This is a genomic window from Leptospira fletcheri (assembly GCF_004769195.1).
GTDB lineage: Bacteria > Spirochaetota > Leptospiria > Leptospirales > Leptospiraceae > Leptospira_B > Leptospira_B fletcheri.
In genome coordinates, this window is the sequence record NZ_RQET01000008.1 from 171,590 (window position 1) to 194,295 (window position 22,706).

General features: G+C 48.4%; 22 protein-coding genes. 8 read left to right on the forward strand and 14 right to left on the reverse strand.

Annotated features, from left to right (window positions below):
- Positions 1-64: 64 nt before the first annotated feature.
- The 3 genes from EHO60_RS11655 to EHO60_RS11665 are packed head-to-tail and all read left to right on the forward strand — an operon-like array spanning position 65 to position 3,163.
- Positions 65-1,894 (forward strand): motility associated factor glycosyltransferase family protein, encoded by a 1,830-nt coding sequence (locus EHO60_RS11655; protein ID WP_135768363.1) that lies wholly within the window; start codon positions 65-67, stop codon positions 1,892-1,894.
- Position 1,895: 1 nt separating this feature from the next.
- Positions 1,896-2,942, forward strand: coding sequence for a serine/threonine protein kinase (locus EHO60_RS11660; RefSeq protein ID WP_135768364.1), 1,047 nt, complete (start codon positions 1,896-1,898; stop codon positions 2,940-2,942).
- Positions 2,942-3,163, forward strand: a complete 222-nt coding sequence (locus tag EHO60_RS11665) for a hypothetical protein (protein ID WP_135768365.1) — start codon at positions 2,942-2,944, stop codon at positions 3,161-3,163. Before EHO60_RS11660 ends, EHO60_RS11665 begins: the two co-directional genes overlap by 1 nt.
- 20 nt (positions 3,164-3,183) lie before the next feature.
- Here the strand turns inward: EHO60_RS11665 and EHO60_RS11670 are convergent, their stop codons facing one another.
- From EHO60_RS11670 to EHO60_RS11690, 5 genes are all read right to left on the reverse strand, one after another.
- Positions 3,184-4,092, reverse strand: coding sequence for a DMT family transporter (locus EHO60_RS11670; RefSeq protein WP_135768366.1), 909 nt, complete (start codon positions 4,090-4,092; stop codon positions 3,184-3,186).
- 111 nt (positions 4,093-4,203) lie between these two features.
- Positions 4,204-4,896 (reverse strand): hypothetical protein, encoded by a 693-nt coding sequence (locus EHO60_RS11675; protein ID WP_246028281.1) that lies wholly within the window; start codon positions 4,894-4,896, stop codon positions 4,204-4,206.
- A 110-nt stretch (positions 4,897-5,006) separates the two neighbouring features.
- On the reverse strand, positions 5,007-5,219 hold the full coding sequence (locus EHO60_RS11680; protein WP_135768367.1) for a hypothetical protein: 213 nt from the start codon (positions 5,217-5,219) through the stop codon (positions 5,007-5,009).
- Positions 5,220-5,275: 56 nt separating this feature from the next.
- Positions 5,276-6,346, reverse strand: a complete 1,071-nt coding sequence (locus EHO60_RS11685; RefSeq protein WP_246028282.1) for a bile acid:sodium symporter family protein — start codon at positions 6,344-6,346, stop codon at positions 5,276-5,278.
- A complete protein-coding gene (locus tag EHO60_RS11690; RefSeq protein WP_135768368.1) occupies positions 6,343-7,035 on the reverse strand; it encodes a hypothetical protein in 693 nt (230 codons plus the stop codon). Before EHO60_RS11690 ends, EHO60_RS11685 begins: the two co-directional genes overlap by 4 nt.
- Positions 7,036-7,150: 115 nt before the next feature.
- Between EHO60_RS11690 and EHO60_RS11695 the strand changes: the two genes are divergently transcribed.
- Both EHO60_RS11695 and EHO60_RS11700 read left to right on the forward strand, forming a co-directional pair.
- A complete protein-coding gene (locus EHO60_RS11695; RefSeq protein ID WP_135768369.1) occupies positions 7,151-7,756 on the forward strand; it encodes a TetR/AcrR family transcriptional regulator in 606 nt (201 codons plus the stop codon).
- Positions 7,757-7,760: 4 nt separating this feature from the next.
- Positions 7,761-8,177, forward strand: coding sequence for an acyl-CoA thioesterase (locus tag EHO60_RS11700; RefSeq protein WP_135768370.1), 417 nt, complete (start codon positions 7,761-7,763; stop codon positions 8,175-8,177).
- Positions 8,178-8,223: 46 nt separating this feature from the next.
- Here EHO60_RS11700 and plsY read toward each other — a convergent pair whose 3' ends face one another.
- From plsY to EHO60_RS11720, 4 genes are read right to left on the reverse strand one after another with little or no spacing between them, the layout of a single operon-like run.
- Positions 8,224-8,862 (reverse strand): glycerol-3-phosphate 1-O-acyltransferase PlsY, encoded by a 639-nt coding sequence (gene plsY / locus EHO60_RS11705; protein WP_135768371.1) that lies wholly within the window; start codon positions 8,860-8,862, stop codon positions 8,224-8,226.
- Positions 8,859-10,238 carry a ribosome biogenesis GTPase Der gene (gene der, locus EHO60_RS11710; RefSeq protein ID WP_135768372.1) on the reverse strand — a complete coding sequence of 460 codons (1,380 nt, stop codon included), beginning with the start codon at positions 10,236-10,238 and terminating at the stop codon, positions 8,859-8,861. The genes plsY and der overlap by 4 nt, the downstream gene beginning before the upstream one ends.
- Before the next feature lie 2 nt (positions 10,239-10,240).
- A complete protein-coding gene (gene smpB / locus EHO60_RS11715; RefSeq protein ID WP_135768373.1) occupies positions 10,241-10,720 on the reverse strand; it encodes an SsrA-binding protein in 480 nt (159 codons plus the stop codon).
- A gap of 36 nt (positions 10,721-10,756) precedes the next feature.
- Complete coding sequence (locus EHO60_RS11720; RefSeq protein WP_135768374.1) at positions 10,757-13,789, reverse strand: AAA family ATPase; 3,033 nt, start codon at positions 13,787-13,789, stop codon at positions 10,757-10,759.
- A gap of 159 nt (positions 13,790-13,948) precedes the next feature.
- On the opposite strand from EHO60_RS11720, the gene EHO60_RS11725 reads away from it, so the two are divergent.
- Genes EHO60_RS11725 through pdxH form a run of 3 tightly spaced genes read left to right on the forward strand, consistent with a single transcriptional unit; the run spans position 13,949 to position 16,586 of the window.
- Positions 13,949-15,067, forward strand: coding sequence for a pyridoxal phosphate-dependent aminotransferase (locus EHO60_RS11725; RefSeq protein WP_135768375.1), 1,119 nt, complete (start codon positions 13,949-13,951; stop codon positions 15,065-15,067).
- Between the two features lie 7 nt (positions 15,068-15,074).
- On the forward strand, positions 15,075-15,908 hold the full coding sequence (locus EHO60_RS11730) for a prepilin peptidase (protein WP_246028283.1): 834 nt from the start codon (positions 15,075-15,077) through the stop codon (positions 15,906-15,908).
- Positions 15,909-15,944: 36 nt separating this feature from the next.
- The gene (gene pdxH / locus EHO60_RS11735; protein ID WP_135768377.1) at positions 15,945-16,586 is read left to right on the forward strand and encodes a pyridoxamine 5'-phosphate oxidase; all 642 of its coding nucleotides are present in this window, start codon (positions 15,945-15,947) and stop codon (positions 16,584-16,586) included.
- A gap of 5 nt (positions 16,587-16,591) precedes the next feature.
- Here the strand turns inward: pdxH and EHO60_RS11740 are convergent, their stop codons facing one another.
- From EHO60_RS11740 to secD, 5 genes are all read right to left on the reverse strand, one after another.
- Positions 16,592-17,797 carry a bifunctional 3,4-dihydroxy-2-butanone-4-phosphate synthase/GTP cyclohydrolase II gene (locus EHO60_RS11740; RefSeq protein WP_135768378.1) on the reverse strand — a complete coding sequence of 402 codons (1,206 nt, stop codon included), beginning with the start codon at positions 17,795-17,797 and terminating at the stop codon, positions 16,592-16,594.
- A 155-nt stretch (positions 17,798-17,952) separates the two neighbouring features.
- Positions 17,953-18,570: a riboflavin synthase gene (locus tag EHO60_RS11745; protein WP_135768379.1), complete on the reverse strand. Its 618-nt coding sequence runs from the start codon at positions 18,568-18,570 to the stop codon at positions 17,953-17,955.
- Positions 18,555-19,820 (reverse strand): bifunctional diaminohydroxyphosphoribosylaminopyrimidine deaminase/5-amino-6-(5-phosphoribosylamino)uracil reductase RibD, encoded by a 1,266-nt coding sequence (locus EHO60_RS11750; RefSeq protein ID WP_135768380.1) that lies wholly within the window; start codon positions 19,818-19,820, stop codon positions 18,555-18,557. Before EHO60_RS11750 ends, EHO60_RS11745 begins: the two co-directional genes overlap by 16 nt.
- Complete coding sequence (gene secF, locus EHO60_RS11755; RefSeq protein ID WP_135768381.1) at positions 19,817-20,755, reverse strand: protein translocase subunit SecF; 939 nt, start codon at positions 20,753-20,755, stop codon at positions 19,817-19,819. The genes EHO60_RS11750 and secF overlap by 4 nt, the downstream gene beginning before the upstream one ends.
- On the reverse strand, positions 20,748-22,697 hold the full coding sequence (gene secD / locus EHO60_RS11760) for a protein translocase subunit SecD (protein ID WP_135768382.1): 1,950 nt from the start codon (positions 22,695-22,697) through the stop codon (positions 20,748-20,750). Before secD ends, secF begins: the two co-directional genes overlap by 8 nt.
- Between the last annotated feature and the right edge of the window lie 9 nt (positions 22,698-22,706).

A 22,706-nucleotide genomic window follows, 5' to 3' on the forward strand; every position in this document is an offset into this window, starting at 1 on the left:
TTTCTTCGGGAAATTGATTGCAAGTGACCAGAATCGGGCAGACTCTGGAATGCCTAGGAGTATTATGTCCCACGATCTCCCGGAAAAAACAAGAGAAATATTCGGGAAAAAACCTTACCTAGCGCTCTATTTCCGAGAACCGGAAGGGAGCTCTTCCCCGTTTCGCCTACAAGAAGCAAAAACGAAAGGAGAAGTTTTTCTTTCCCGGAACGAAAGGGCTTTGGCCAGCGCGGTCTCTCCGCGTACCCAAGCGGTCCGGCAATTGGAGAAGGTGAAAATCGTTCCTACCGATCTCGTCGCGGTTCTAGGATTAGGAAACCCTCACCTGATTCAGGAAACCCATCTGAAAATGGAACCGGGGCAGATCCTTCTGCTAATCGACGGCGAGAAGGAACTCCTTTTTCCTCTTTGGAAGGATTGGCTGGAGCCGGTGATGGACATTCCGGGTCGTCACTTATTTTTGGGAGAAGGTTCCCTGTCCATTCTTTGGAATTATCTAGAATCCCTTCCTGTGGAAAGGGTTTCGGGAATCCGAATCGTCAGGAACGCGGCAAGCGTCTCCGGAAACGAGACGTATTATGCGGAAGTCGAAACGAGACTCCGTAAGATCCTTTCCTCCAAGATGAGCGATCTCTTAACCAAGTTCGAATTCGAACGGATCTGGGTGAAGAATTCTCTCGTAAACACCGCGAACTTTCTTTCTCCGCCCAATCCGAAGACGAGGATCGAATCCTTAAAGAACCGTTTCGAAGGAGTCCCCTCTCTTCTCGTATCCGCCGGTCCGAACCTTCGCAGACAGTGCGAATGGATCCGCTCCGTGCAAGATAAGGTTTTCATCCTTTCCTGCGACACTTCTTTGAAGGTTCTGTTAAAACATGGAATCGTACCGGACGGAGTTATGACTCTCGACGCCCAGACTCATTCCGTATTCCACTTTTTAGGGGAGGATTCGGAAGCGATTCCTCTTTTTGCCGATCTGGTCAGTTCCCCTCCTATATTAAGAAATTTGAAATTTCGTTCGGTGGTACATAGTCTCACCGCGAAATATCTCGTGGACGCCTCCGGAGAGCTCAAAAGGGAAGCTACTGCAGGAAGCAGGAGCGCGGAAGCATTGCTGGGACAGATCGGAGACGTGCAGTCGGGGGGAAGCGTGGCGACCACCGCCTTCGACCTGCTGAGAGGTCTGGGATGCAAACCCTGCTTTTTGGTCGGACAAGATCTGGCCTACTCCGGAAGGGAAATCCATTCCACTGGAACACATCACAACGAAAAATGGCTCACACTATTGAATCGTAAAACCAGCCTGGAAAAGATCAACGAGGCGGTCGTTCGCAAACGGGATACGAGATATGTTCCCTCGGTAACCGGGGGAGAGGTTCTGACCGATTATGTTCTGGATCTGTACCGCCATTGGTTCGAAGAATCCGCCAAATCCCTGGATTTTCCTGTTTACAACGTGAATACTCAGGGAGCTAAAATCGAAAACGTGAAGAATATTGGACCGGAAGAAGCGTATTCCATCCTTTCCGGATTTCCGGTGCATGGAAAATTCTGGAAGGAGTTTCCCGCCTGGAAACCGGAAACGCTGAACGAAAATCTGTTGGGTTCCCCCGGGCAGTTCCGGAAAGAATTGCTCACCACGATAGAATCGATACGATCCAAGTTTTCTTCTCCGGAGAGAAAACAGGACTCTTACGAAAATCTGACGGCTCTCTTCCGGGAAACTCTAGGAACCTGGGAAGATCTGCGATACTTGATCCGGAAAACGGAAGTCTATATCCTTAGGCACAAGGACACTCTGGAGGAATCCCGCAAATCGCAGCTTTTTCTCGGTGCGATTCTGAAGGAATTCTCCGGTCTTAAAAGAAAACTTTTGGCCGGATCGGACCAGTAAGATGGAAGCAGGAGAAACGGAATTTTACAATCGGTTAGGCATAGACTCCGTATTAAGTGCAGTGGAAGATGCCGGGTATTCCGTTTCCGGACACTGCCTAGCCTTAAACAGTTTGGAAAACCGAGTCTATGACGTGGGATTGGAGGAAGGCGGTCATTTGATCGTCAAATTCTACCGCCCCGGCCGCTGGACTATGGAGCAAATTTCGGAGGAACATTCCTTTCTGCTGGAACTCTCTCGCGCGGAAATTCCTGTGATCGCACCGATGGCCTTGGAAGGGGGCGCGACGATACGGGAAACCTTGGGAATGTACTACGCACTCTGGCCGGCGCAGAGAGGTCGTTTAGTCGAGGAATTGGACGAGACCTCCTTACCTATATTAGGAAGACTTGTAGCAAGAATCCATAATATAGGAGCCTCTGCCGGAGCGAGAAACAGACTGGAACTCACGGTCCGGAACTTCGGCGAGGATCCGCTCCGGTTCCTATTGGAAAAGGAGTTCCTCCCTAGGCCTTTGCGAAAGCGATACGAGGATGCGGCCAGGAAAGTCTTCTTATCCTTTTCAGAAAATTCCCGGGACGTTCCCTTCCATCGGATCCATGGGGATTGTCACAAGGGAAACCTGATCCGTACGGAAGAAGGCTTTTGCTTCATCGATTTCGACGATTTCGTGACCGGTCCCGCAGTACAGGATTTCTGGATGCTTTTACCTTTCGGTGATTCCCGTGCGGACTACGAACGGGAATTATTTCTGGCAGGCTATCGGGAGTTCCGCGAATTTTCCGATCGGTGGTTTTCCTTGGTGGAACCCTTGCGAGGACTCCGATTCATCCATTACTCCGCTTGGATCGCGAAACGGTGGGAAGATCCTTCCTTTCCGAACGCGTTTCCTCATTTCGGAACGGAGGAATATTGGGAACGAGAAACCACCGACTTGGAACGCCTAGCCTACGGACTGTATGTAGAGAAAACGAATCCCCGAGATCGAAATGTAGCTTCGGAGCCCGAAGAACTTACCAACAAAGACTTTTTCTGGGATTTAAACTGATGGACGGGCTATCGACACAGATTCTTCAGGATATCTTTACTTCCACCCAGTACGGGGGATTTCTCACCATGAGGGATCTAGAGCTGAAAGTTTCGGAATCGGAACGGAGACTTCGACCCATTCTGGAGGATCTTAAGGAATCCAGAATGATCGTAGAATATTCGGAAGGATTTCAGATCGCAAAAATCGGAAGCCAATATTGCCGTGCGAGATGGGGGTAAGTCATTTGCTTCGAGTAAGGTTAGTCGGTTAGGATCTTTTCCTTTTTTGTCCGATTCAAAATCAGTACCGCCAAGATGGCCAGGGTTCCGCCGGTGAGAGTGGCAAGATTCGGGATTTCGCCTAAAAATATCCAACTGCCCAAAACGGCGGTTACGGGAACCAAAAAGATGAAGGAACTCGCGATGCGGGAACCGAGTCGACTTGCCGCATAGAAATACACCGTCGTTCCGAACGTGGTGGAAACGACGGAAAGATACAGGATCTGACTCCAGAACTCCCATCCTTTCAGAAAAGCGCGTTCGATCCCGTACGGTATGGCCAAAAGAAAGTCGAAAACCGCCCCTATCGCAAAAACGTAAAAGCTGTAGACTAAAGGCGATATTTTCTGTCCGGCGCTATGACTGTTCAGGCTGAGAAAAGCCCAACTGAAAGCGCATAATAAAAAGAAAATATTCCCGGATTGTAAAATTCCCTCGGAGGATTTTTCCCATATACGCAATAGCACCAGCCCGCCGACAAGTCCCAGAGCTAGGCCGAAAAAGTCCTTTCCGTTAGGAATCTGCTTTTGCACCAAGTGGACGAGAAGATAGGTGAAAATCGGATTGATCGTGGTGACGAGCACGCCGCCCGCACCGGCAAAACCGCTACTCAATCCGAGAAGGAAAAATTGGTTGTAGATCGTATACAAGATTGCCCCTACGAATACGAGCAGGGTCGTTCTCTTGTCCGGCAAGCGTAGAGATTCCTTTTTCCAAAGAAGGACCGGAACGACGGAAAGAGCCGTCGCCAAAAAACGCCAGAAGATGATCACGTTCGGGTGCAAGGTTCCTACGATAACCTTTGCGGACGGCCAAGCGAATCCCCAGGAAACCATGGAGATCACAAGCAAAACGAAAAATCTGACGGGGGCTGTTGCGTTAGGATTCAAATCGTAAGACTCCTTACGCCAAAATGGCTAAGCGACCGGACGATTCAAATCCAATTTCGACCGAGGGGATGACGATGCCTTTCGAAGCGGAAAGCCGATCGGCGATCGGATTCAAAGATTTTTGGAAAGAATGTAATTCCGCAAGGACTCCAAATTCACTTTCTCTTTTTGGAACTGTAGGCTATTTAACGTATGGGAAAGATTGCTCTCCCTATCTTTGTAATTATTGATTTTCAATACAGGATTGATGACTGTCAGAACGGTATCTTGTTCGACCAGGGTACCCGCTAGGGAAACGTAAACGGATTTATCCCCGTTCGTCTGCAGATCCGGAGGGATTTCGAACCTATGGATTAACGAATCCTTTCCGGAAGTTTTTAAGACCACGTAAAACGGGTCGATCTGGTACAACAGACCGTTCTTCTCCTGGTACTCCTTTTCCCAAAGATAATGGAATCCTAGGACCAGCTTCGGCGAATGCTTCATCCCTTTTTCCGTCAGGAATTCGCTCTTCTTGGTAAAGACGAATTGGGTAGCCTTGTCATCCGCGCTGAACACGTATTGACCGCGAAAGTCGCGAAAATTCAGGATCTTTCCGTCCAAGACCACGATAAAATTCAGATTCTCCCGATTGATTCCGAGAACGGTAAGGTTCTCGTTGATAGCGATGAACACATCGGAATCCAAACGTCCGTATTGGAAGACTGAGTTCGGAGTCATCGGAACGGGAGAAGCCGACGGCCTCAAAGAATGACACGCGGACAAAAACGGCAAAACGAAAAAAAGGAAGAGAAGATTTTTCATGGAGACCCGAATAAGCTACCGATAGGGCTTTCAGAATTTGCGGAAAAATTTTCGATTCCCTTTTTTAAATCCGGAATCTCGACAGGTTCCGGGAGTCTTTAGAGAAAAAGCTAAGCGTTCAGATCGATCAGATAGCCTCTACGGAGAGCCTGATCGTCCGTGTTTACCCCGACCTGAGCGATACTCTTAGGACCGGTGACCACATTGTCCATATTGGTGAGAGGATGAAGACGGTCCGGCATATTTCGGATCGTGAATTCCGACTGTGAAAACTGTCTAGCGGCCCGGTTGTTGCTTCCGGATGCGTTTATTTCCTGTAACATTCTGCGAAGTTCCTTTTTTTTCGAAGTATATCGTTTTAAGAATGAATTGTAAAGCCTTAAAACCGATCCGGAGACAACTTCCGATCCACATAACCGGCGACGATATGCTGTACTAGATTATAGAAAATGATCGGGAGCATTACCGACGGATAACCGGCAAGGCTAAGAGAAGCCAAAACCAAACCGGTCCCATTATTATTCATTCCCAAACCGAAAACCAAGGACGACCGCTCCTCCCCCGAGCTTTTCAAAATCCGGGCCAGAACGAAACCGGTAAAAAAAGCGAAGGCACAAAGTCCTCCCGTGATGATCAGGATGACGACTAAAAAATCCCAGTCGGGTTCGGAAAACACTCCGGGCAGAACCACGGAAGCATTCGAATAATTTAAAACGAGAAGATTCAGTAGATTTACGTCCTTGATCGGTTTTTTGGCGCCTTCTATATATTTTCTCTTCATTAAGAAATGAAGTCCGATCCCCACCAAGGTCGGCAGCAATACCGACAAAAACAAAAACGCACCGATCCCGTTTTCGGCAATTTCATGCAAACGCTCCGAATATTCGCCGGTGGTGATAAAGCCTACGGAATGCAGGCCGATCGGAGTCGTCAACGGACTTAAGACCGTGGAAAAGACGACTAACCCTAGACTCAAGGCCAGATTGCCGTTGGATTTTTGCGCCCAAGCAGTGGAGGAGGCCGCGATAGGCATGGAGGCGATCAAAGCCAATCCTACAAGGATGTTCTGTACCTCGTCGGGATTGTGCCACAACACCATCAGGTAGGAGACCACGAACGTAAAGGCGATCGGTATGGAAAGGTTTGCCGTTAGTCCGACCAGCAAAAGCCTCGGATTTCTGAACAGATTCAAAAGTTCGGATTTCTGAATTCCCAAACCCGCGTTGAAAAGCAAGAGGGAGAGCAGGAGCAAAGATAAGGAAACTTTAATCCCTTCCCCGCCCCACAAACGGAAAGTACCGAAATCCGTATCCCGGATCGCCAATCCGAATCGCGGGAAAAAACCGCCCAAAATGTAGGAGGCGATGATGAAATAGAAAAAATGACGATGGAGAAAGTGAAAAAAACTTTCTAAGAAAGTCAGAATCCGTTGACTACCGGGTTCTCTCAAAGCGCCTCCCCTTCCCAACGAGGATAGATCATTTCCTCGTCCTCGTTTTTTACGTTATGATCCGATAAAGGAATATCGTCCATCAATCGGAATCCTTTGGGTTCCTGTGCGAATTCCGGAAAATATTCGAAAAACAGTTTGGAAGCGACGATTCTATAGGCCGCCGGATAGCGGGCCTTGAACAAATTCGTAAAATCCAATTCGGGAAGCTGGTGAAATTGGATCCTATCCTCGAAGTTGACAAATTCCTGTTTGGAAAAGGCGGTGTTCCTAGAAACGATCTCATCTTTTAACAGAATCCAATCCAACTTAAACCTCATACGATAGCCTTGGAAAGCGGAAGATCTCTGCATCAAATTGACGATCCTCATCAGAGGATATTCCAGCTTGACGTACGGAGTCAGGTAGACCATCAGATATCTCTGACTGAAACCCAGCGGTTCCCAAACCCTCTCGGGAACTTTTTCCAAGTCGGCATCGGCGTTTAGATCTTCCAGCATGGAATGAAGCGCAGGTGCGTTCTTCTTTTCCCCGAAGAACTCCTGTAATACGATCTCTCCGAATTCCCCGAAGTACAACCATTTATAAAAATCCTGGATCTCCAGTTCGGGATGTCCTTCCAAAAACTGGTTCAGGCTCAGAATTTTTTCTTCTCTGGTTCTGTTTTCGTCGATTTCCTTATGAATCATCGGTAATCCTGGCAGATTCTAACAAGGAACGTAACGATTTCAACCGTAAAACAAGCGTTCAAAATTTCAGAAAAAAGACTTGATTAATACGACCATTTGGTCATATTAATTTTACATGAGAATCAGCGCCGAATCAGCCAAGAAGAAAAGAAATACTCTCATCCTCAAGGGGATCGATCGATTTCGCAGATTCGGATATTCCGCCACAGGAATTCAGGAAATTGCGGACGAGGCCAAAATTCCTAAGGCTTCCTTTTATAATTATTTTCCGACCAAGCAGGACTTTGCTTCCGAGGCTTTGGAATATTATTCCGCAAACGCGATTTTATGGAATGAACGGATTCTCCGGAAAACCGAGGATGATCCGATCTCTTCCCTTTTGAATTTGTACAGAGAAAGAATTCGATTAGAGAAGAAATTATTGAAAGAAGGCGTATCCTGCCTCGTAAACGTGTTCGGCCAAGAATTAGGCCATTCGGAAACTTTCCTCCAAAAAACCCTAAACGACCATTTCGATTCCGCCCTGGATCAACTGACCTCGGCGATCCAAAAGGCAAGGGCATTCAAAAATCTGAATATCTCCGGCTCAAATCGGGAATTTGCCTTATTTTTAGAAACCGCTTGGAGAGGCTCCCTGCTCGTGGGAAGAGCTACCGGATCCTTGGAGCCGGTGGAGAACTTTTATAAATTTCTAATACAATTCTTGGACTACAAGGAATAAGGATATGGAAGCTGTACGGACGCAAAAGATCAGGGAAGGTCATAAATATTCCTTAAACGTACGATGGGACGAGCTGGACTCGAACCGTCATGTGAACAATAAAAACTACCAAGGCTATCTGGACGAGGCCAGGATGAGAGCAATGAGAGCCTGGGGAGCCCCCATGGAGGAATTCGCCGATAAGGGTTTCGGCCCCGTGATCCTAAATCTGAATCTGAAATTTCTAAAAGAGATATCGTATCCGGAAGAGATTACCATAGAATCGGATTTGATTCTCGCTTCCCCCACGAGAGCAGTCTTCGAACAGAAAATTCTTTTGTCGAACGGGAAACTCGCCTGTCAGGCAAGCACAGAATGGACTTTAATGGATCTGAAGAGGAAGAGGCCGGCAAAATTTTTGGAAGTTCTATCCGCGGCTTAGTTCGAATCCGGTCCGAAAATTGATTTTCGGAAATTTTAGGAAAAGTTTATTCTTGGTCCCGGTGGTATTTCTCTTTATCGGAGGTAAATTCCTTTCCTTTAACCAATCGTATCAGGTTGGTTCTGTGTAAAAAGAGGATCGTCAAACTGACGGATACGGTAGCCCAAAAAATCGGAGTATTGAAGTTTTTCCCTTCTATTAGAGAAAGCGAATAATAGGAAATCGGCAAAGCGATCGCTCCGCCGATGGAACCGAGGGAAACGAATCCGAAAATCTTTTTCAGGCTTAAGAAAACGATCAGAGTGATCATGATCGATCCCGGAGCAAGCACGGCAAAGACTCCGAAACTGGTAGCAACCCCCTTTCCCCCTTTAAACTTTAAAAAAGGGGAAAATATGTGGCCCAGAACCGCGGAGATTCCGCACAGAAGAGGGAGTATGTCGGTTCGATCCGGAAAGAGATATTTCGCGAGGAGTACCGGAAGCGCACCCTTTGCTATGTCGAGTAGAAGGACGGGGAAACCGATTTTCCAACCCAAGAGCCTTGTTACGTTCGTAGCGCCTATATTTCCGCTCCCCTCTTTTCGGATGTCGATTCCGCCCAAGAATTTAGCCATCAGAAACCCGAAAGGTATGGAACCTAAAACGAAAGAGGCAGGGATCATCGCGAGGGATTCGAAACTCATTTTCGATCGGACCTCAGTTCCAGTCGGATCGGGATCCCTTGGAGGGAGTATTTTTCCGTAAGTCTCTTTTTCAGAAAGGACAGAAGATTCTGCTTAAAGTAATCCACATGGTTCACGAAAAGTACGAGGTGAAAGGGCGAAACCGAAACTTGGGTGGAATAAAGCATTTTAGGCGGACGATCCGCGGAAAAAGACCTTCCCGCCTCGGTCATCCAAGCGCGAAGAGACTGATTCAACTCCGAAGTGGAAATCTTACGATTCGCTCTCTCGGCGAGGTCCACGGTTAATTCCATCAGTTTATGAATTCTCTGTTTTTCCTTTGCGCTCAAGGTAATGATCTGCACTTCTTTTAACAAAGGCAGCCTCGAATACAATCTTTCCTTGTATGCGTCGAAGGACTTCGCGTCCTTTTCCTGGATCGTATCCCATTTATTCACCGCCAGCAAAAAGGGTTTTCCGGCCTCTTGCAATAATGAGACGATCTTTTTGTCGAATTCCCCGAATCCTTTCAGTGCATCCAAAAGATGGATTACCACGTCCGAATTCTCTAACGCACGTTTTGTCCTCTGGTAGGAATAGAATTCGAGGGCTTCTCCCTTGTCGGATTTTTTGCGAATCCCTGCGGTATCGGTGACGAGTATTTGCTTCCCGCCGAAAGCCAAGGTAGTGTCCACGGAATCCCGGGTCGTTCCCGCCACGTCGCTCACCACTGCCCTCTCGGTTCCGCACAAAGCGTTCAGAAGACTGGATTTTCCCGAGTTTGGTTTTCCGACGATGGCCAATCGAAAATCGTAGGAAACGTCCTTGGCTCCCTCGTTCTCCTCGGTCTTCGTCACGTGACGCTTCGCGTTCGGTAGCAAGAAGGCGATCTTTTCCAGTAACAAAGAAAGGTTTCTTCTTCCCATGGCCGAGATGGGCAGAAGCTCCGACAAACCCAACCGATAAAACTGGTCCAGGTCCTCCTCGTCTTCCGGGTTGTCGACTTTGTTCACGCAATATAAAATCGGTATCTCGGTCAACTCCGGATCTTTCCGGAACTTGTCGATCAACTTGGAATCGTAGGCGGTCACCTCGTGCAGATCCAAGAGAAAGACCACCAAGTCCGAACGGGAAAGCTGGCGGAACGCGTTGGTTAGGATCGCCTCGTCTAGACCGTCCGGTTTTTCTATGTCCAGTCCGGGAGTATCGCAGAGATGAAAGTCCATTCCTTTTTCCCGGTTCAGCACTCTGGCTTGGAGTACGTCTCTCGTGACTCCGGGATAATCCTCTGTGATGGCCAGTTTCTTTTTCACAAGGGCGTTGAACAAAGTCGACTTTCCGACATTTTGCCTTCCGACTATACTTACGACCGGTACGGTATTTCTCTTAGCGGCCATGTTTATGAGTAATTCTTAGCCTTGATCGCTCTTGCGATCTCCATCTTCGCGTCGCTTTTTTTCAGGTCTTCCCGCTTATCGTAGAGCTTTTTCGGTTTTGCCAAAGCCAATTCGACTTTCGCCCAGCGGTTGTCCTTGAAATAAACTTTGGTCGCGATCAGCACCAGGCCCTTTTCCTTGATCTGTCTGTCCAATTTATCGATCTCTTTCTTTTTGAGCAGAAGTTTTCTTGGACGAATCTCCGGGTGATTCGCATAACCCCCGTTCTTATACGGAGTGATGGAAAAACTGTCCAGAAACACCTCTCCGCCTTTGATCTTAGCGAAAGCGTCCGTCAAATTCGCCTTCTTTTCTCGAAGACTTTTTACCTCGGATCCGGACAAAACGATGCCCGCTTCGATGAAGGAGATCAGCTCGAAGTTGAATCTGGCCTTTTTGTTTACCAGAGGTTGGGGTCCGGTTTCTTCCTTTTTCTTTCCCATTTCCGATCGTGAAGCGACCTAAAAGGCCGCCTTCGGTTAGTTCCGGGACGAATGGTGAGTAAGAATCAGTCTTCCCAGTTCCGCCCCTATCAAATTAGGCATATTGTAAAAATTTTCCGAAGTGATCTGTATGGAATCCGGAAAAATATGCTCCGCTATGTAACGTCTTCCGAGACCTACCCCGAGAAAGACGTAATTCTTATTCGAATGTTTCAAGATCTCGGCTTTCAATCTCCGGTTATCCCGGGATTGGATCTCGTGCTCGATCTCCGCCTTTCCTCTTTGTCCTCGAAAATCGGAGATCATGACCAGGATCCTAGTCTGGGCCTCCGGGGAAAAGTAGGATTCGATTTTCTCCAGCAATTGGTATTCTTCGATAGAATCCCCTTGCCAGTCGCTTCGAAGAGAATCGAACATTTCCTCCTCTTTTTTCGCGTCGTACGGCTCGTCTATCCTCTTGATTTCCACCAGGTCGATCCTGTCCTTTCGATTCAAACGGTCGGAATAAGCAGTCACCGAAAAATTCACATCATGCTCGTCCAAGATATGGGCCGAAGAAAGCATAGCGGACAAGGTGGCCACCGCGTACTCGAAATTGAAGATCCTCCTCGCTTTCGACACCAAAAAGGCCACTTCCACCCCTTTTAATTTCTCCTCGTCCTTGTCGATCGTGGTTTTATCGAATACCTTGGAGTCCCCCTTGCCGGAAAGGAAGGAGATGTATTTGCGGGTGTCGATCCGATTGCCTTCGCTTCGGTACATCCGATTGATATCGATTTCCGGGTCGAAGAGTCTTTCCAGATTCAGCTCGACCTCCTCCAGGTTTCGGCCGAACACTTCCTTGAATTCCTTTAGGGAAGCCTGGACGGTATATTCCCAAAGAATCCTGCGTTTTGCGAGAAATGCTTTGTACAATTCTTCGGTCCGGAATCCCCAGGCACCCCCTCCTCCCGCAGGTTCTCCTTGGCCCATGTTTCCGCGGGTCTCCTGTCCGTACCACGCATCGGCTCCTTCCTTGACAGAACCTCCGGTCGGGGGGGTATTGATCTCCAATCCCTTCCGCAATTCTCCGCCGGAATTTTTCAATTTGGCTTTTCCGGTAAGGGGTTCCCTTTTATGGAGTTCCGGATCCCACCAGCGGCTCTTTTCGATCGCCGAAGAAGGAGTTAGAGTTTTTTTTTTCTTCTCTTCCAACTCTTGGAAGAACTCGGAGACGATTTCGATTCCGGAAAGTTGGAATTCCAGGATTCTTTCCAACTCCTTACGTTCCGCAGGATCGGAGATCTGATTGGAGTAGGCGATCTTCCCGCCTCGGAACGCGACTTCTTTTAAGCCTTCCGTTCCGGCCTTAGGATCCGCATAGCGATGGATATGATCCTTCCAATGCAGAAGATTCGACAGCCCGAACGTATAAGGCATGAGATTCGCGGAACCGATGGTTCTCTTCCTGGATAAATCCTTGATCTTCGCGTGAAAATCGGACATTTTCTCGACCAGGTCGCCTTCGGGGAGATAGAAGTTTAGAATTTCCTGAAGCGTTTCCGGATCCTCCAGATCGGGAAACAACACGGAAGTAAATCGGTTCCGGAACGCGCGGGAAATCGTGGGAGTGGATTTCGTTTTTCGGAAGAGTTTCATGGCGAAGACTCTGGAATTTTCCTTTAGAGCTATCGGAGCAGTTTCGCCGCTTTCCGGGGGCAATACTAGGGAACGCGCGTCGTCCGTCAGCATGTTCAATTTCTCGACCAACTCCGCACCTGCCGCTTCGAGGTTCGTGATGAGTATGTTCCCTCCTTCGCGAATTCCTTTCGTGAGGGGACCGTCCACCCAACCCACTTCCGATCCGGTCGTAGGTTTTAACGCTCCGATGATATCCGAAGTGTGGATCCCTTTACAAAGATGGACCGTCTCCAACGGAAGCCCGTTCGCTTCAGTAAACATCGGCAGGATCAGTTGAGGATCCTGTTCCTCGGAATATTCGATAAGGACGTTTTCCTGAAAAGCGACGGCAGTATAGACTTTCTCGGCGAACTCCCTTAGTTTCAGAGGCATAGGAATCTGAGCCAGGATCTCCTTCGCCTTCGTTTCGTCCGAAACAGGAATTTGCTTATCGTTGCAGTATAAAAAACCTTTATGAATCTCGAATTTCGGCTCCGGAAGAGACGGAACGGAACCCAAGCCCATCTCCTTCAGAATCAATTCCTTCTGGGAAATTCGATCCTCAGTCTTCCGGAAAGGTTCTATATAAAAATTCCATAATTCTCTAAAGAGTAACTCCGGTTCTTTCGCTTTCAGGCCGATGATACGGGCGCAGAGCCGTTTTAGATTCCGGATATTGAAATGGTATTTTTCCAGGTCCCCTTTTCCGATCGTTCCGGAGACCACCCTGGTTTCGGTTTCCAGAGAGATGCGAATGCAGGATTTGAGAAGTTCGGTTCCCATCTCCGGATAGAGTTTGTTTAAGATGAAGAGGATTTCGTCGGGACTATGAGGATCCACGTACACCACGGAGTAGTAACGAGTGATATCGAAGGGCAAGGGTTTTCGTCCTTCGAAACCTTCGGACGGATTCTGGGTTCCGATGAAATTGAAACCGTTTGCGGCCCCGATTCTAACCCCGTTCCCTTCTATCAACTCCAGATAATTCGATTCGTAAACGGTAGAAAATCTTTTGATCACATGAGGAGGACATAGGTTCATCTCGTCCGCCACGAAAGTCGCACCGGAACGAACTGCGGAAGTCAACGGGCCGTCCGCCCAAGCGAATCCTTTGCCATCCAGCAGGAGACGGTAAGATCCGATCAGATCTTCGGGAAGGGTGTCTTCGTTAAAACTGAAACGGGAAGTAGGATGATTCCGTCTATGGTTGATATAATAGATCAGGGCGTTTTTCCCAACGCCGGCGTCTCCGATGAGAAGCACGGGTCTTCCTTCCAACATAGGATACAGGATGTTCTGAAGATTGCGGACCGTGGAATCCGTTTCAACGAGATCGGAACCTAGGCTTCCGGAGTTGTTTCCACTTTTCGATACTGGGACTTTCAATCCTGCGATTTCTACGGTTTGCATGTCTCCAAAATGAAAGACTAGGACTCGGAGGCAATCCGAATTCCCGGAAGAAGACCCTGTTGTTGGTTGGGATTCCCAACCGTTTCTCCCAAAAAAAATTCGGATCACCGAACGAATTTCCGTTTGTTACCCGAACCGGTTGCCCGGTACCCTTCCCTTATGAGCCAGTCAACACTCGAATACGCCCTTGCAAACAGGATTCGCGGCCTGAATTCTTCCGCCATTCGGAAAGCCTTCGAATTGGCGGGGACTCTGAAGAACCCGATCAATCTGTCCATCGGACAACCTCATTTTCCTTGTCCGGAAAACATAGTGGAGGCCGGAGTCAAGGCGCTGAGAGACGGTAAGACCGCATATACCCTAACGGCGGGAATTCCGGAATTACGGGAGGCGCTGGCATTAAAATACAAGCGCGAAAATTCCATTCCCTACGCGACTCCCGAACGGGTGTTGGTTACTTCCGGAATCAGTTCCGCTTTTTTGTTACTTTTCAATGCGTTGTTAAACGAAGGGGATGAATGCCTGGTCGTCTCTCCTTACTTTCTGATGTATCCGGAATACATCAAGATTTACGGCGGCAAAATGCATACGATCTCGGAGAATTTCGAGCCGCCCGATCTGGCGCAATTCAAGGACAAAAAACTGAAGATCATCATCTTCTCTTCTCCCTCCAATCCGACCGGAACCGTATTGAGCAAAGACCAGTTGACCGGATTGGCCGACCTGGCGGAAAAAACGGGAGCCTATCTGATTTCGGACGAAATCTACGAAAAATTCGATTACGACAAACAGTTCCGTTCCGTAGGTTCCTTTTACGAAAAAGCGATCACCTTATCCGGATTTTCCAAAACATACAGCATGACCGGACTGAGATTGGCCTCGATCCTGGCTCCGGAGCCGATCATACGCGCGCTCACGACCCTCCAACAATATACGATCGTTTGTGCCCCTTCGGTAACGCAGTGGATGGGAATCGAAGCGCTCAAAACGGATATGAGTTCGTACATAGACGATTATAGGGAAAAGCGCGACTTTGTTTATGAAAACCTAAAGGACCACTACGAGGTCAAAAAAAGCCAAGGCGCCTTCTATTTCTTTTTAAAGATCAAGGAAAAAGACGAGGATTTCATCGTTCGTGCGGTCAAGGAAAAAGGTTTGATACTCGTTCCGGGATACATTTTCACCGATTCCTCGAATCATATCAGAATCAGTTTCGCTTCGGAATGGGAAAATTTGAAAAGAGGAATCGCCGCGTTGAAGGATCTGTCCGGAGCCTGAACGGAGTTTGGATCCTAGTTTGGAATTCATCCCGCAATCCGCCGTGTCGGTCCTTCTCCAATGGGCGGGAGGGTTCCTGATTTCCGTTTCCTTGGGAAGTTTTTACTCTACTCTCGCGTTTCGTATTCTTCGCTTCTTTTACGGCCCGGAGAGAAAAACAGGATCCTTTTCGGCACGACTGCTTCGTCTATTGACCGAGCCGTCGGCCTGCGAATCCTGCGGTACCAGGATCGCCGGACTCGCACTTTTACCCGTCTTAGGGTATTGGTTTTCGAAAAAAAAATGCGCGAATTGCGGAGCGGAGGTCAACCCTCTCTATTCCCTCTGCGAAGCGTCTTTCGGTTTTCTTTTTGCGATCTTCTTTTTCTTTTCGGGGAAGTTCCTAGCTTCCTTGGTATTCGTTGCGCTTTGCGGCCACCTCCTAGTATCCTCCGTTACGGATTGGAAAAAATTTTCCTTGGATTATGAAAATCTTCCCTTCGTTCTCGCCCTCGGAATACTCTTAAATTTTTTGATGGATTCGAGTATTCCGGGAAAATCAGATTGGATCGTTTTCGGGTGTTTCTTATGCACTTTCTTCGCGATTCATTTTCTATTCCCGCACGGAATGGGATTTGCGGACGCGGTCTTTGCCCCTTGCTTCGCGTTCTTAGCGGGACACCCCTGGTGGATTTTCTTTCTGAATGCATCCTACGCGATCGCTCTTGCGATCACCCTGGGAACCCGCAAAAAAGGAGAAAGCATAAGAGGGATCCCCATTCCGATGGGAGTGTATTTTTCCGTCGGTCTTGGATTGACATTTTTGGCCAAAGCGGCCTGGAACTCCGGGTTGCTTTACTAAGAGGATTCTAAACCCTTTTCCCGGAGGAGAAAACAAATGCCCCAGAATATCGCCGATCTTCGGAATGAATATCTAAAAGCCTCGCTGGACGAATCCCAAGTAGGAGACGATCCCCTTTCCTTCTTTTCCCGTTGGTTCGAGGAGGCATTGCATTCCGAAATCAAGGAGCCGAACGCGATGACCCTAGCGACGATCGGCGAGTCTGGAATGCCGAACGCACGAATCGTGTTACTCAAATCGATTTCGGAAGGGAAGCTGCGGTTCTTTACAAGCTACGCCAGTACCAAAGGACAGGAATTGGAAAAACACCCGAGCGCCTGCCTTCTGTTCTTTTGGGCGGAACTGGAAAGACAGGTCCGTATACGAGGGAGCATTGCAAAAGTGCAACGGGAAGTTTCCGAAGAATATTTTCATTCCCGTCCCGTTTCCAGCCAGATCGGAGCCCTTGCTTCCGACCAAAGCAAAACGGTGGCGAACAGAAAGGAATTGGAAATCAGATTCGAGGAACTCGCGAAGAAATATGAAAATAGTACTGTCCCGCTACCTCCAACTTGGGGGGGATACGAACTTACCCCGTACGAATTCGAGTTTTGGCAGGGAAGAAGAAGTAGACTCCACGACAGAATCCAATTCCTGAAATACGGATCCTCTTGGGAGAAAAAACGTCTCCAACCCTAAGTGAGTCAGTTCAGGCCGAGGAGGTGACCCATCTTCATCTTTTTGGTAAAGAGATAATGGTGGTTGTTTCCGGTAGGTTTGATTTCTATCGGGATCCGATCCACTACTTCCAGGCCGTAGCCTTCCAAACCGACGATCTTCCGCGGGTTGTTGGTCAGTAATTTCATCTTCCCGATCCCGATATCTTTCAGGATCTGCGCTCCCACTCCGTATTCTCTCAAGTCGGGAGCAAAACCCAATTTTTCGTTGGCTTCCACGGTATCCAGGCCTTCGTCCTGCATATTATAGGCCTTCAGTTTGTTGATGAGCCCGATCCCTCTCCCCTCTTGGCGCATGTACAGGAGCACACCTTTCCCTTCCTGTGCGATCATGGAAAGCGCGGAATGAAGTTGGGGACCGCAGTCGCATCGTCCGCTTCCGAAGATATCTCCGGTTAGACATTCGGAATGGACCCTGACCATGATCGGATCGTTTTTGTCGACCTCTCCCTTGATCAAAGCAATGTGAACCTTGTCGTCTATCAAAGTGGAATAAGCGCGGATTTGGAAATCGCCATACTCGGTGGGAAGTTTCGTCTCGACTTCCAGGCGGATCAAGTTCTCTTTTTTTCTTCTGTAACGGATCAGATCTTCTATCGTATAGATATTCAATCCGTGTTTTGTTGCGAACTTTTCCAGATCGGGCAGTCTCGCCATCGTTCCGTCGTCGTTCATGATCTCGCAAATGACTCCCGCCGGATATAGGTCCGCCAGCTTGCAAAGATCGACAGAAGCCTCCGTATGACCCGCTCTTCTCAAAACTCCTCCAGACACAGCCTGCAACGGAAAGAGATGTCCCGGTTTCATGAGATCGTTCGGAGTCGTTTTCGGATCGATCAACACTTGGATGGTGGTCGCTCGATCTTGGGCCGAAATCCCCGTGGTGGTTCCTTCCCGTGCGTCAACGGAAACCGTAAATGCGGTCCCGTGTTTGTCTCCTAAAGTATGGTCGTCGACCATTCGGTTCAAGCCGAGTTGTCTCAGTCTTTCCCCTTCCATAGGAAAGCAAATTAAGCCTCTTCCGTAAGTGGCCATAAAGTTGACCTTTTCTTTGTCGGTAAATTGGGCGGCGCAGACGAGATCCCCTTCGTTTTCACGATCTTCGGAATCCACTAGAATGATCATTTTTCCGGCTTTTATGTCTTCGATGGCTTGTTCGATGGGTCCGATCATAATTCTATTTCCACCTCATTTATTGGACTTGATTTTTACCAATCATAATCGAGGAAACAAGCCGAAAAACGCTTTCGGCCGTTTGGAATCCCAACGAACTTAGGAGGCGGAAACGGAGAGAAATGCGGGAATTTCCCGGGACTCCTTCCGGAATCCTAGTTTTCTCCCTTGCCGGATTTCAATAGATGCTCCAGGTATCTCGCCACAAGGTCGATTTCCAGATTGACCTTGGCTCCCGGTTTCCAAGAGACACCTGCGTTCGTTTTTTCCAGAGTTTCCGGAATCAATACGAGTTCGAATTCTCCAGGATGGGAATCCACGATCGTCAACGAGATTCCGTCCACGGTGACACTACCGCGCACCGCAAAATACTTGGAAAATTCCGGATCGTGGCGGACGAGAATCCGGAGCACCTTTCCGTCATCCTTCTCTTCTACGGAACCTATCGTTCCCGTAGCGTCCACATGACCGGTGACGAAATGACCACCCATTCTAGTATGAGGCTGGACCGAGCGCTCCAGATTCACCGTGGTTCCAACGCGAAAGGTTCCGAAATTCGTGAGTTCCAGAGTCCTGTAGGAAGAATAAAACTCGAATACATTACCACTTCCTTGAAACGACATCACCGTATGACAGGCTCCGTTCACGGAAATAGAATCCCCGTTTTTTAGGTCCGGATCCTTCCATTTTGTGCGTACGGAAAATACTTTGCCTTCTCCCGTATCCGAAACGCTTTCGATCTTTCCGATAGCTTCTATCAATCCGGTGAACATATTTTCAAAATCTCCCACTCGTCGGAATCGACTCGGAATTTCTCATCAGGACACAATTCCGTTTTCCAGTCCGGACGTCTCCCTTGTTCCAGGTGGATCGCGCCGGATCGGACCTGCAAACACGCGTCGCCAATTTGCATCTCTCGGGAAAATTCGGAATACAAAAAATTTCCGCCTTCTACCAAGGCAATGTTTACTCCCCAGCCTGCCAATCTCTCCAGAACCAAATCCTTGAAGGAATGTTTCGGATAAGAAATCACCCTTCCTTCGGACAAATCCTCCAACCGTTTCCTAGATGCAGTATCGTATTTTATGTCGTCGGAAAGAAAAAAGGCGATCTTTTTCGAATCGTATTTCGAGTTTAATTCTTCCTGGGTTTTCCAGAAATCTTCCGGAACTTCCGATTCTTCGGGCAGAAAAAAAACCCGAAGAGGTTGGTAATCCCTCTCGTAAGTCGCATGCTCCGAAATCACTTCCTCCTTTCCAGCGAATCGGAACAATTCGGAAATCAAACCGGAAAACCCGCCAGGCAAAGGGGCAGTATCCGATTTTAGAATATCTATTTTTTTGAATACGGGAATCTGCTTTTTGGGGGCTCTGAAGTTCAACTTAGGCAGATCGATCCGAACGGTCTTCGGACCTACCAAAATCGCGTCCATTTTTGCCCGCAAAACGGAGAGAAAAAAATCCGAAACCGTACTGGAGATCTTTTCTTTGAGTCCGCGATCGCTCGAATAGAATCCGTCTGCGCTTAAAGAAGATTTCAACAGGATGGAAGGCTTGGATCTCAGAACCGCACTCGAAAATCCGAACAGAAAAACGGAGGCGATTTCCGAGAGTTCCGGATGGGGCACCACGTTCACCCCTGCATCCTTCAGTTCCGCGAGTCCGTCTTTTTTTTTGACGAGAGGATTCGGATCCCGCCAACCGTAATATAGAGTTTTCGGTTTTGCCTCTAAAAACAAATCCAGACAGGGCGGAGTTCTACCGAAATGGGAGCAAGGTTCCAACGTCACGTACGTATCGTGAGGAGGCAAACCTTCCGGAAACTTTTCTCGGAATCGGCGGTAGGCCTCCCGTTCCGCATGGTTTCCTCCGACTACCTGGGTCCTTCCGGAAGCCAGGATTCTTCCGGAGGAAGGATCGGCCAACACGCAAGCGACCGGAGGATTCGGCGAGGAGAATCCTAAGGACAAAAAGGAGGATCGAAGGAGTTCCTCCCGAATTTCTTTCGGGAGGGTGTGTTTCAAGATTTTCTAAACCGATTCGCTAAGTCGTCGAAGATATCCACCAAAGGAGCGGCGATGAATATGGAGGAAAACGTTCCTAAGACGATTCCAAACGTGAGCACATACGCAAAGTCATACAATTCCACCGCTCCTCCTATGATGATCGCTACGACGGAGATCAAGGTGGCAAAAGAGGTATTGATGGTTCTACTTAATGTTTGGTTGATGGAGATGTTGATCACGTTGGAAAACACGTCCTTCATGTTTCCGGAATTTTCCCGGATCCTGTCGAACACTACGATCGTATCGTTGATGGAGTATCCTAACAGGGTCAAAAGGGCGGCAATAATAGGAACGCTGGGTTTGATCTGGAAGAATCCGATAAACGCCAAGGTGATGACCAAATCGTGAACAAGAGCGAGAATAGCGCCTAACGCGAATTTGAATTGGAAACGAAAACTTAAATATCCCAGAATGATTAAAAGAGTCATCCCGAGAAGAGTGACTCCTGTAGAGGTCAATTCCGCTCCCACCACGGACCCGACTTGGTTGGCGGAAAGAATCGCCTTTTTGTCGAGTTTAAAATCGTCGGTCAGCAATCCGATCAGCGCGTCGATCGCCGAAATCTGTTTGGCTTCCGGAGTGGGATTTCCCTTTTTTTGGAAATACAATTCCTTGATCCGATCCGCAGAACCCAATCCGATATCGATCTGGAAATGATTCTTCTCCTTGTCCATTTGGACAAGGACGGCTTCGATCCCTTTGGAGGAAAAATAATCCTCCAAACTTTTCCGATCGACGGAATGGTCGAATTCCACGACCGTTCTGAGTCCGCCGTCAAAGTCCAAAGAGGTGGCAAAGCCCTTGTATTTCCCGAAAGTCACTCCGAAACCCACGACGATCAGGAGCGTGGAAAGAGTGATGGAAAGGTATTTGTATTTTATAAAATCAAACATTTTTGGGCACCAGCCTCTTGAATCCGATTTGGAGTCTCGTGACCCCGAGTTTATTTACGAGCAGATCCATAATCATTCTGCTTAGGAAAAGAGAAGTGAATAGGGACGTGACGATCCCCCAGCAGAGAGTGATCGCAAATCCTTTGATCGGTCCGTTTCCTAATTTGATCATCAGAATACCGGAAATAAGAGTCGTAATGTTACTATCTACGATGGTCCAAAATGCGTTATCGAAACCTTGGGCAACCGCCGCGGTGACATGCTTGCCGGCTCGAAGTTCCTCTTTGATACGTTCGTAAATGATCACGTTCGCATCCACGGCCATACCGACCGTAAGGATAATCCCCGCAAAACCGGGCAGCGTCAGAGTGAATCCCATCAAAGAAAGCAAGGCCATGAGAACGATCACGTTTACGAGCAGGGCGATATCCGCCACCAAACCGGAAAGACGATAGATCGCGACCATAAACAAGATTACCAGTACGAATCCCAAAAGCACGGCCTTCAAACCGACCTCAATCGATTCGATTCCGAGAGTGGGACCGATGAACCTCATTTCAAGAACACTGAGCGGAATCGGTAGAGCTCCTTCGCTGATCACGTTCGAAAGATCGACCGCTTCCTCGCGGCTGAAGTCTCCGTCGATTTGCGCATTCCCCCCGGCGATCGGTCCCTTGATCACCGGAGCGGAAATCACCTTATCTCCCCAGACGATGGCCAATTGACGACCTACGTTTTTGGACGTGATTTCGAAGAATTTCTCCGCACCCGCGGAGGTCAGGGTAAAGGAAACGAAATATCCCAGACGGTTATTGTCGTAGGAAGGTCTGGCGTCCCTCATGTCCTTTCCGTCGAGCGCGATGGCTCTTTCCAAAACGATGAATTCCCGGGGAAGGAGTGGAGCTTTCGGGTTGGCGCCCCTCGCCCATAGTGCGTATAACTTGTATTTTTCCGGAATATTGTATTTCTTTTCCAGGGTTACGAGGAATTTATCCTGTTCATCCTTTCCGATTTTTTGTTTTATAATATTCTGAAATTTTACTATATCGGTCTGTTCCCGTTTGTCCTCGGCGACCAGGCGATTTTCTTCCGTGTCTATCAGGGTTTGGTACGTTCCACGGCTGTCGTTTTGGCTTTTGGGATCCCTGGCGGGTTCCTTCAACCTATATTCGACCGTCTCGGTGTTCCGGATGATATCCAATATCTGGGAGGAATTGCTGACCCCGGGAAGGGATACTTCGATGGAATCCTGGTCCTTCTGGATACGAACCTGGGGTTCCGTCAAATTCTGGTTCGTGAGACGATTGTCGATGATGAGTTTCGCTTTTTCCAACTCGATCAGTTTTCTGGAGGGATTGAGAGTGAAGTAGCTTTCGATCTCCGCGAGACGATCCTTTGCTTCTTGTCTTTCCTTTTCGGCCAGACTCTTATCCTCGGATTTCTTGTTCAGGCTTTCGATTTCCTTCGCATAACTGTCCCTGAGTTTGGAGGCGTAATCTTCGAAGTCCCCTTTCAGAACGACGCGCATTCCCCCTTGCAAGTCCAATCCCAGCTTGATCGTAAGAGGTCTCTCCCCGAAGAAATATTTCTCCACCCAAGTAGGCCGCAGCTTATTCTTGGGTTCCAGAATGAGTTCCTGGTTTTCCTGGGAAAGCTGATTGATTTTTGCGGAAGTGATGAATCTTCCCGTAACCAAATAATAATCCGCGTCGGGAAGGATTCCAGGATCAGGCTCGATCTTCCAGGCGCCCTTAGGATCGTATTCCTTTTTCCAACGTTCAGAAAAACTTTCCAGAGCGGCCTTTTTCTTTTCTTCCGGAAGATCCCGGAATTCCTTTCGAATCGCAAGCTCCAGCTCTCTGGTTGCGAAGTTAGGATACAGTAGCGTTAAGGAAGCTGCTACAACGAGTATGGGTACAAGGATCCATTGGGCGGATTTCAATTTCGACTC

Bases quoted from the DNA above. Each gene is read 5' to 3' on its own strand.
- EHO60_RS11655 (WP_135768363.1), top strand. From the start codon at position 65: ATGTCCCACGATCTCCCGGAAAAAACAAGAGAAATATTCGGGAAAAAA.
- EHO60_RS11660 (WP_135768364.1), top strand. From the start codon at position 1,896: ATGGAAGCAGGAGAAACGGAATTTTACAATCGGTTAGGCATAGACTCC.
- EHO60_RS11665 (WP_135768365.1), top strand. From the start codon at position 2,942: ATGGACGGGCTATCGACACAGATTCTTCAGGATATCTTTACTTCCACC.
- EHO60_RS11675 (WP_246028281.1), bottom strand. From the start codon at position 4,896: ATGAAAAATCTTCTCTTCCTTTTTTTCGTTTTGCCGTTTTTGTCCGCG.
- EHO60_RS11680 (WP_135768367.1), bottom strand. From the start codon at position 5,219: ATGTTACAGGAAATAAACGCATCCGGAAGCAACAACCGGGCCGCTAGA.
- EHO60_RS11690 (WP_135768368.1), bottom strand. From the start codon at position 7,035: ATGATTCATAAGGAAATCGACGAAAACAGAACCAGAGAAGAAAAAATT.
- EHO60_RS11695 (WP_135768369.1), top strand. From the start codon at position 7,151: ATGAGAATCAGCGCCGAATCAGCCAAGAAGAAAAGAAATACTCTCATC.
- EHO60_RS11700 (WP_135768370.1), top strand. From the start codon at position 7,761: ATGGAAGCTGTACGGACGCAAAAGATCAGGGAAGGTCATAAATATTCC.
- plsY (WP_135768371.1), bottom strand. From the start codon at position 8,862: ATGAGTTTCGAATCCCTCGCGATGATCCCTGCCTCTTTCGTTTTAGGT.
- der (WP_135768372.1), bottom strand. From the start codon at position 10,238: ATGGCCGCTAAGAGAAATACCGTACCGGTCGTAAGTATAGTCGGAAGG.
- smpB (WP_135768373.1), bottom strand. From the start codon at position 10,720: ATGGGAAAGAAAAAGGAAGAAACCGGACCCCAACCTCTGGTAAACAAA.
- EHO60_RS11720 (WP_135768374.1), bottom strand. From the start codon at position 13,789: ATGCAAACCGTAGAAATCGCAGGATTGAAAGTCCCAGTATCGAAAAGT.
- EHO60_RS11725 (WP_135768375.1), top strand. From the start codon at position 13,949: ATGAGCCAGTCAACACTCGAATACGCCCTTGCAAACAGGATTCGCGGC.
- pdxH (WP_135768377.1), top strand. From the start codon at position 15,945: ATGCCCCAGAATATCGCCGATCTTCGGAATGAATATCTAAAAGCCTCG.
- EHO60_RS11740 (WP_135768378.1), bottom strand. From the start codon at position 17,797: ATGATCGGACCCATCGAACAAGCCATCGAAGACATAAAAGCCGGAAAA.
- EHO60_RS11745 (WP_135768379.1), bottom strand. From the start codon at position 18,570: ATGTTCACCGGATTGATAGAAGCTATCGGAAAGATCGAAAGCGTTTCG.
- secF (WP_135768381.1), bottom strand. From the start codon at position 20,755: ATGTTTGATTTTATAAAATACAAATACCTTTCCATCACTCTTTCCACG.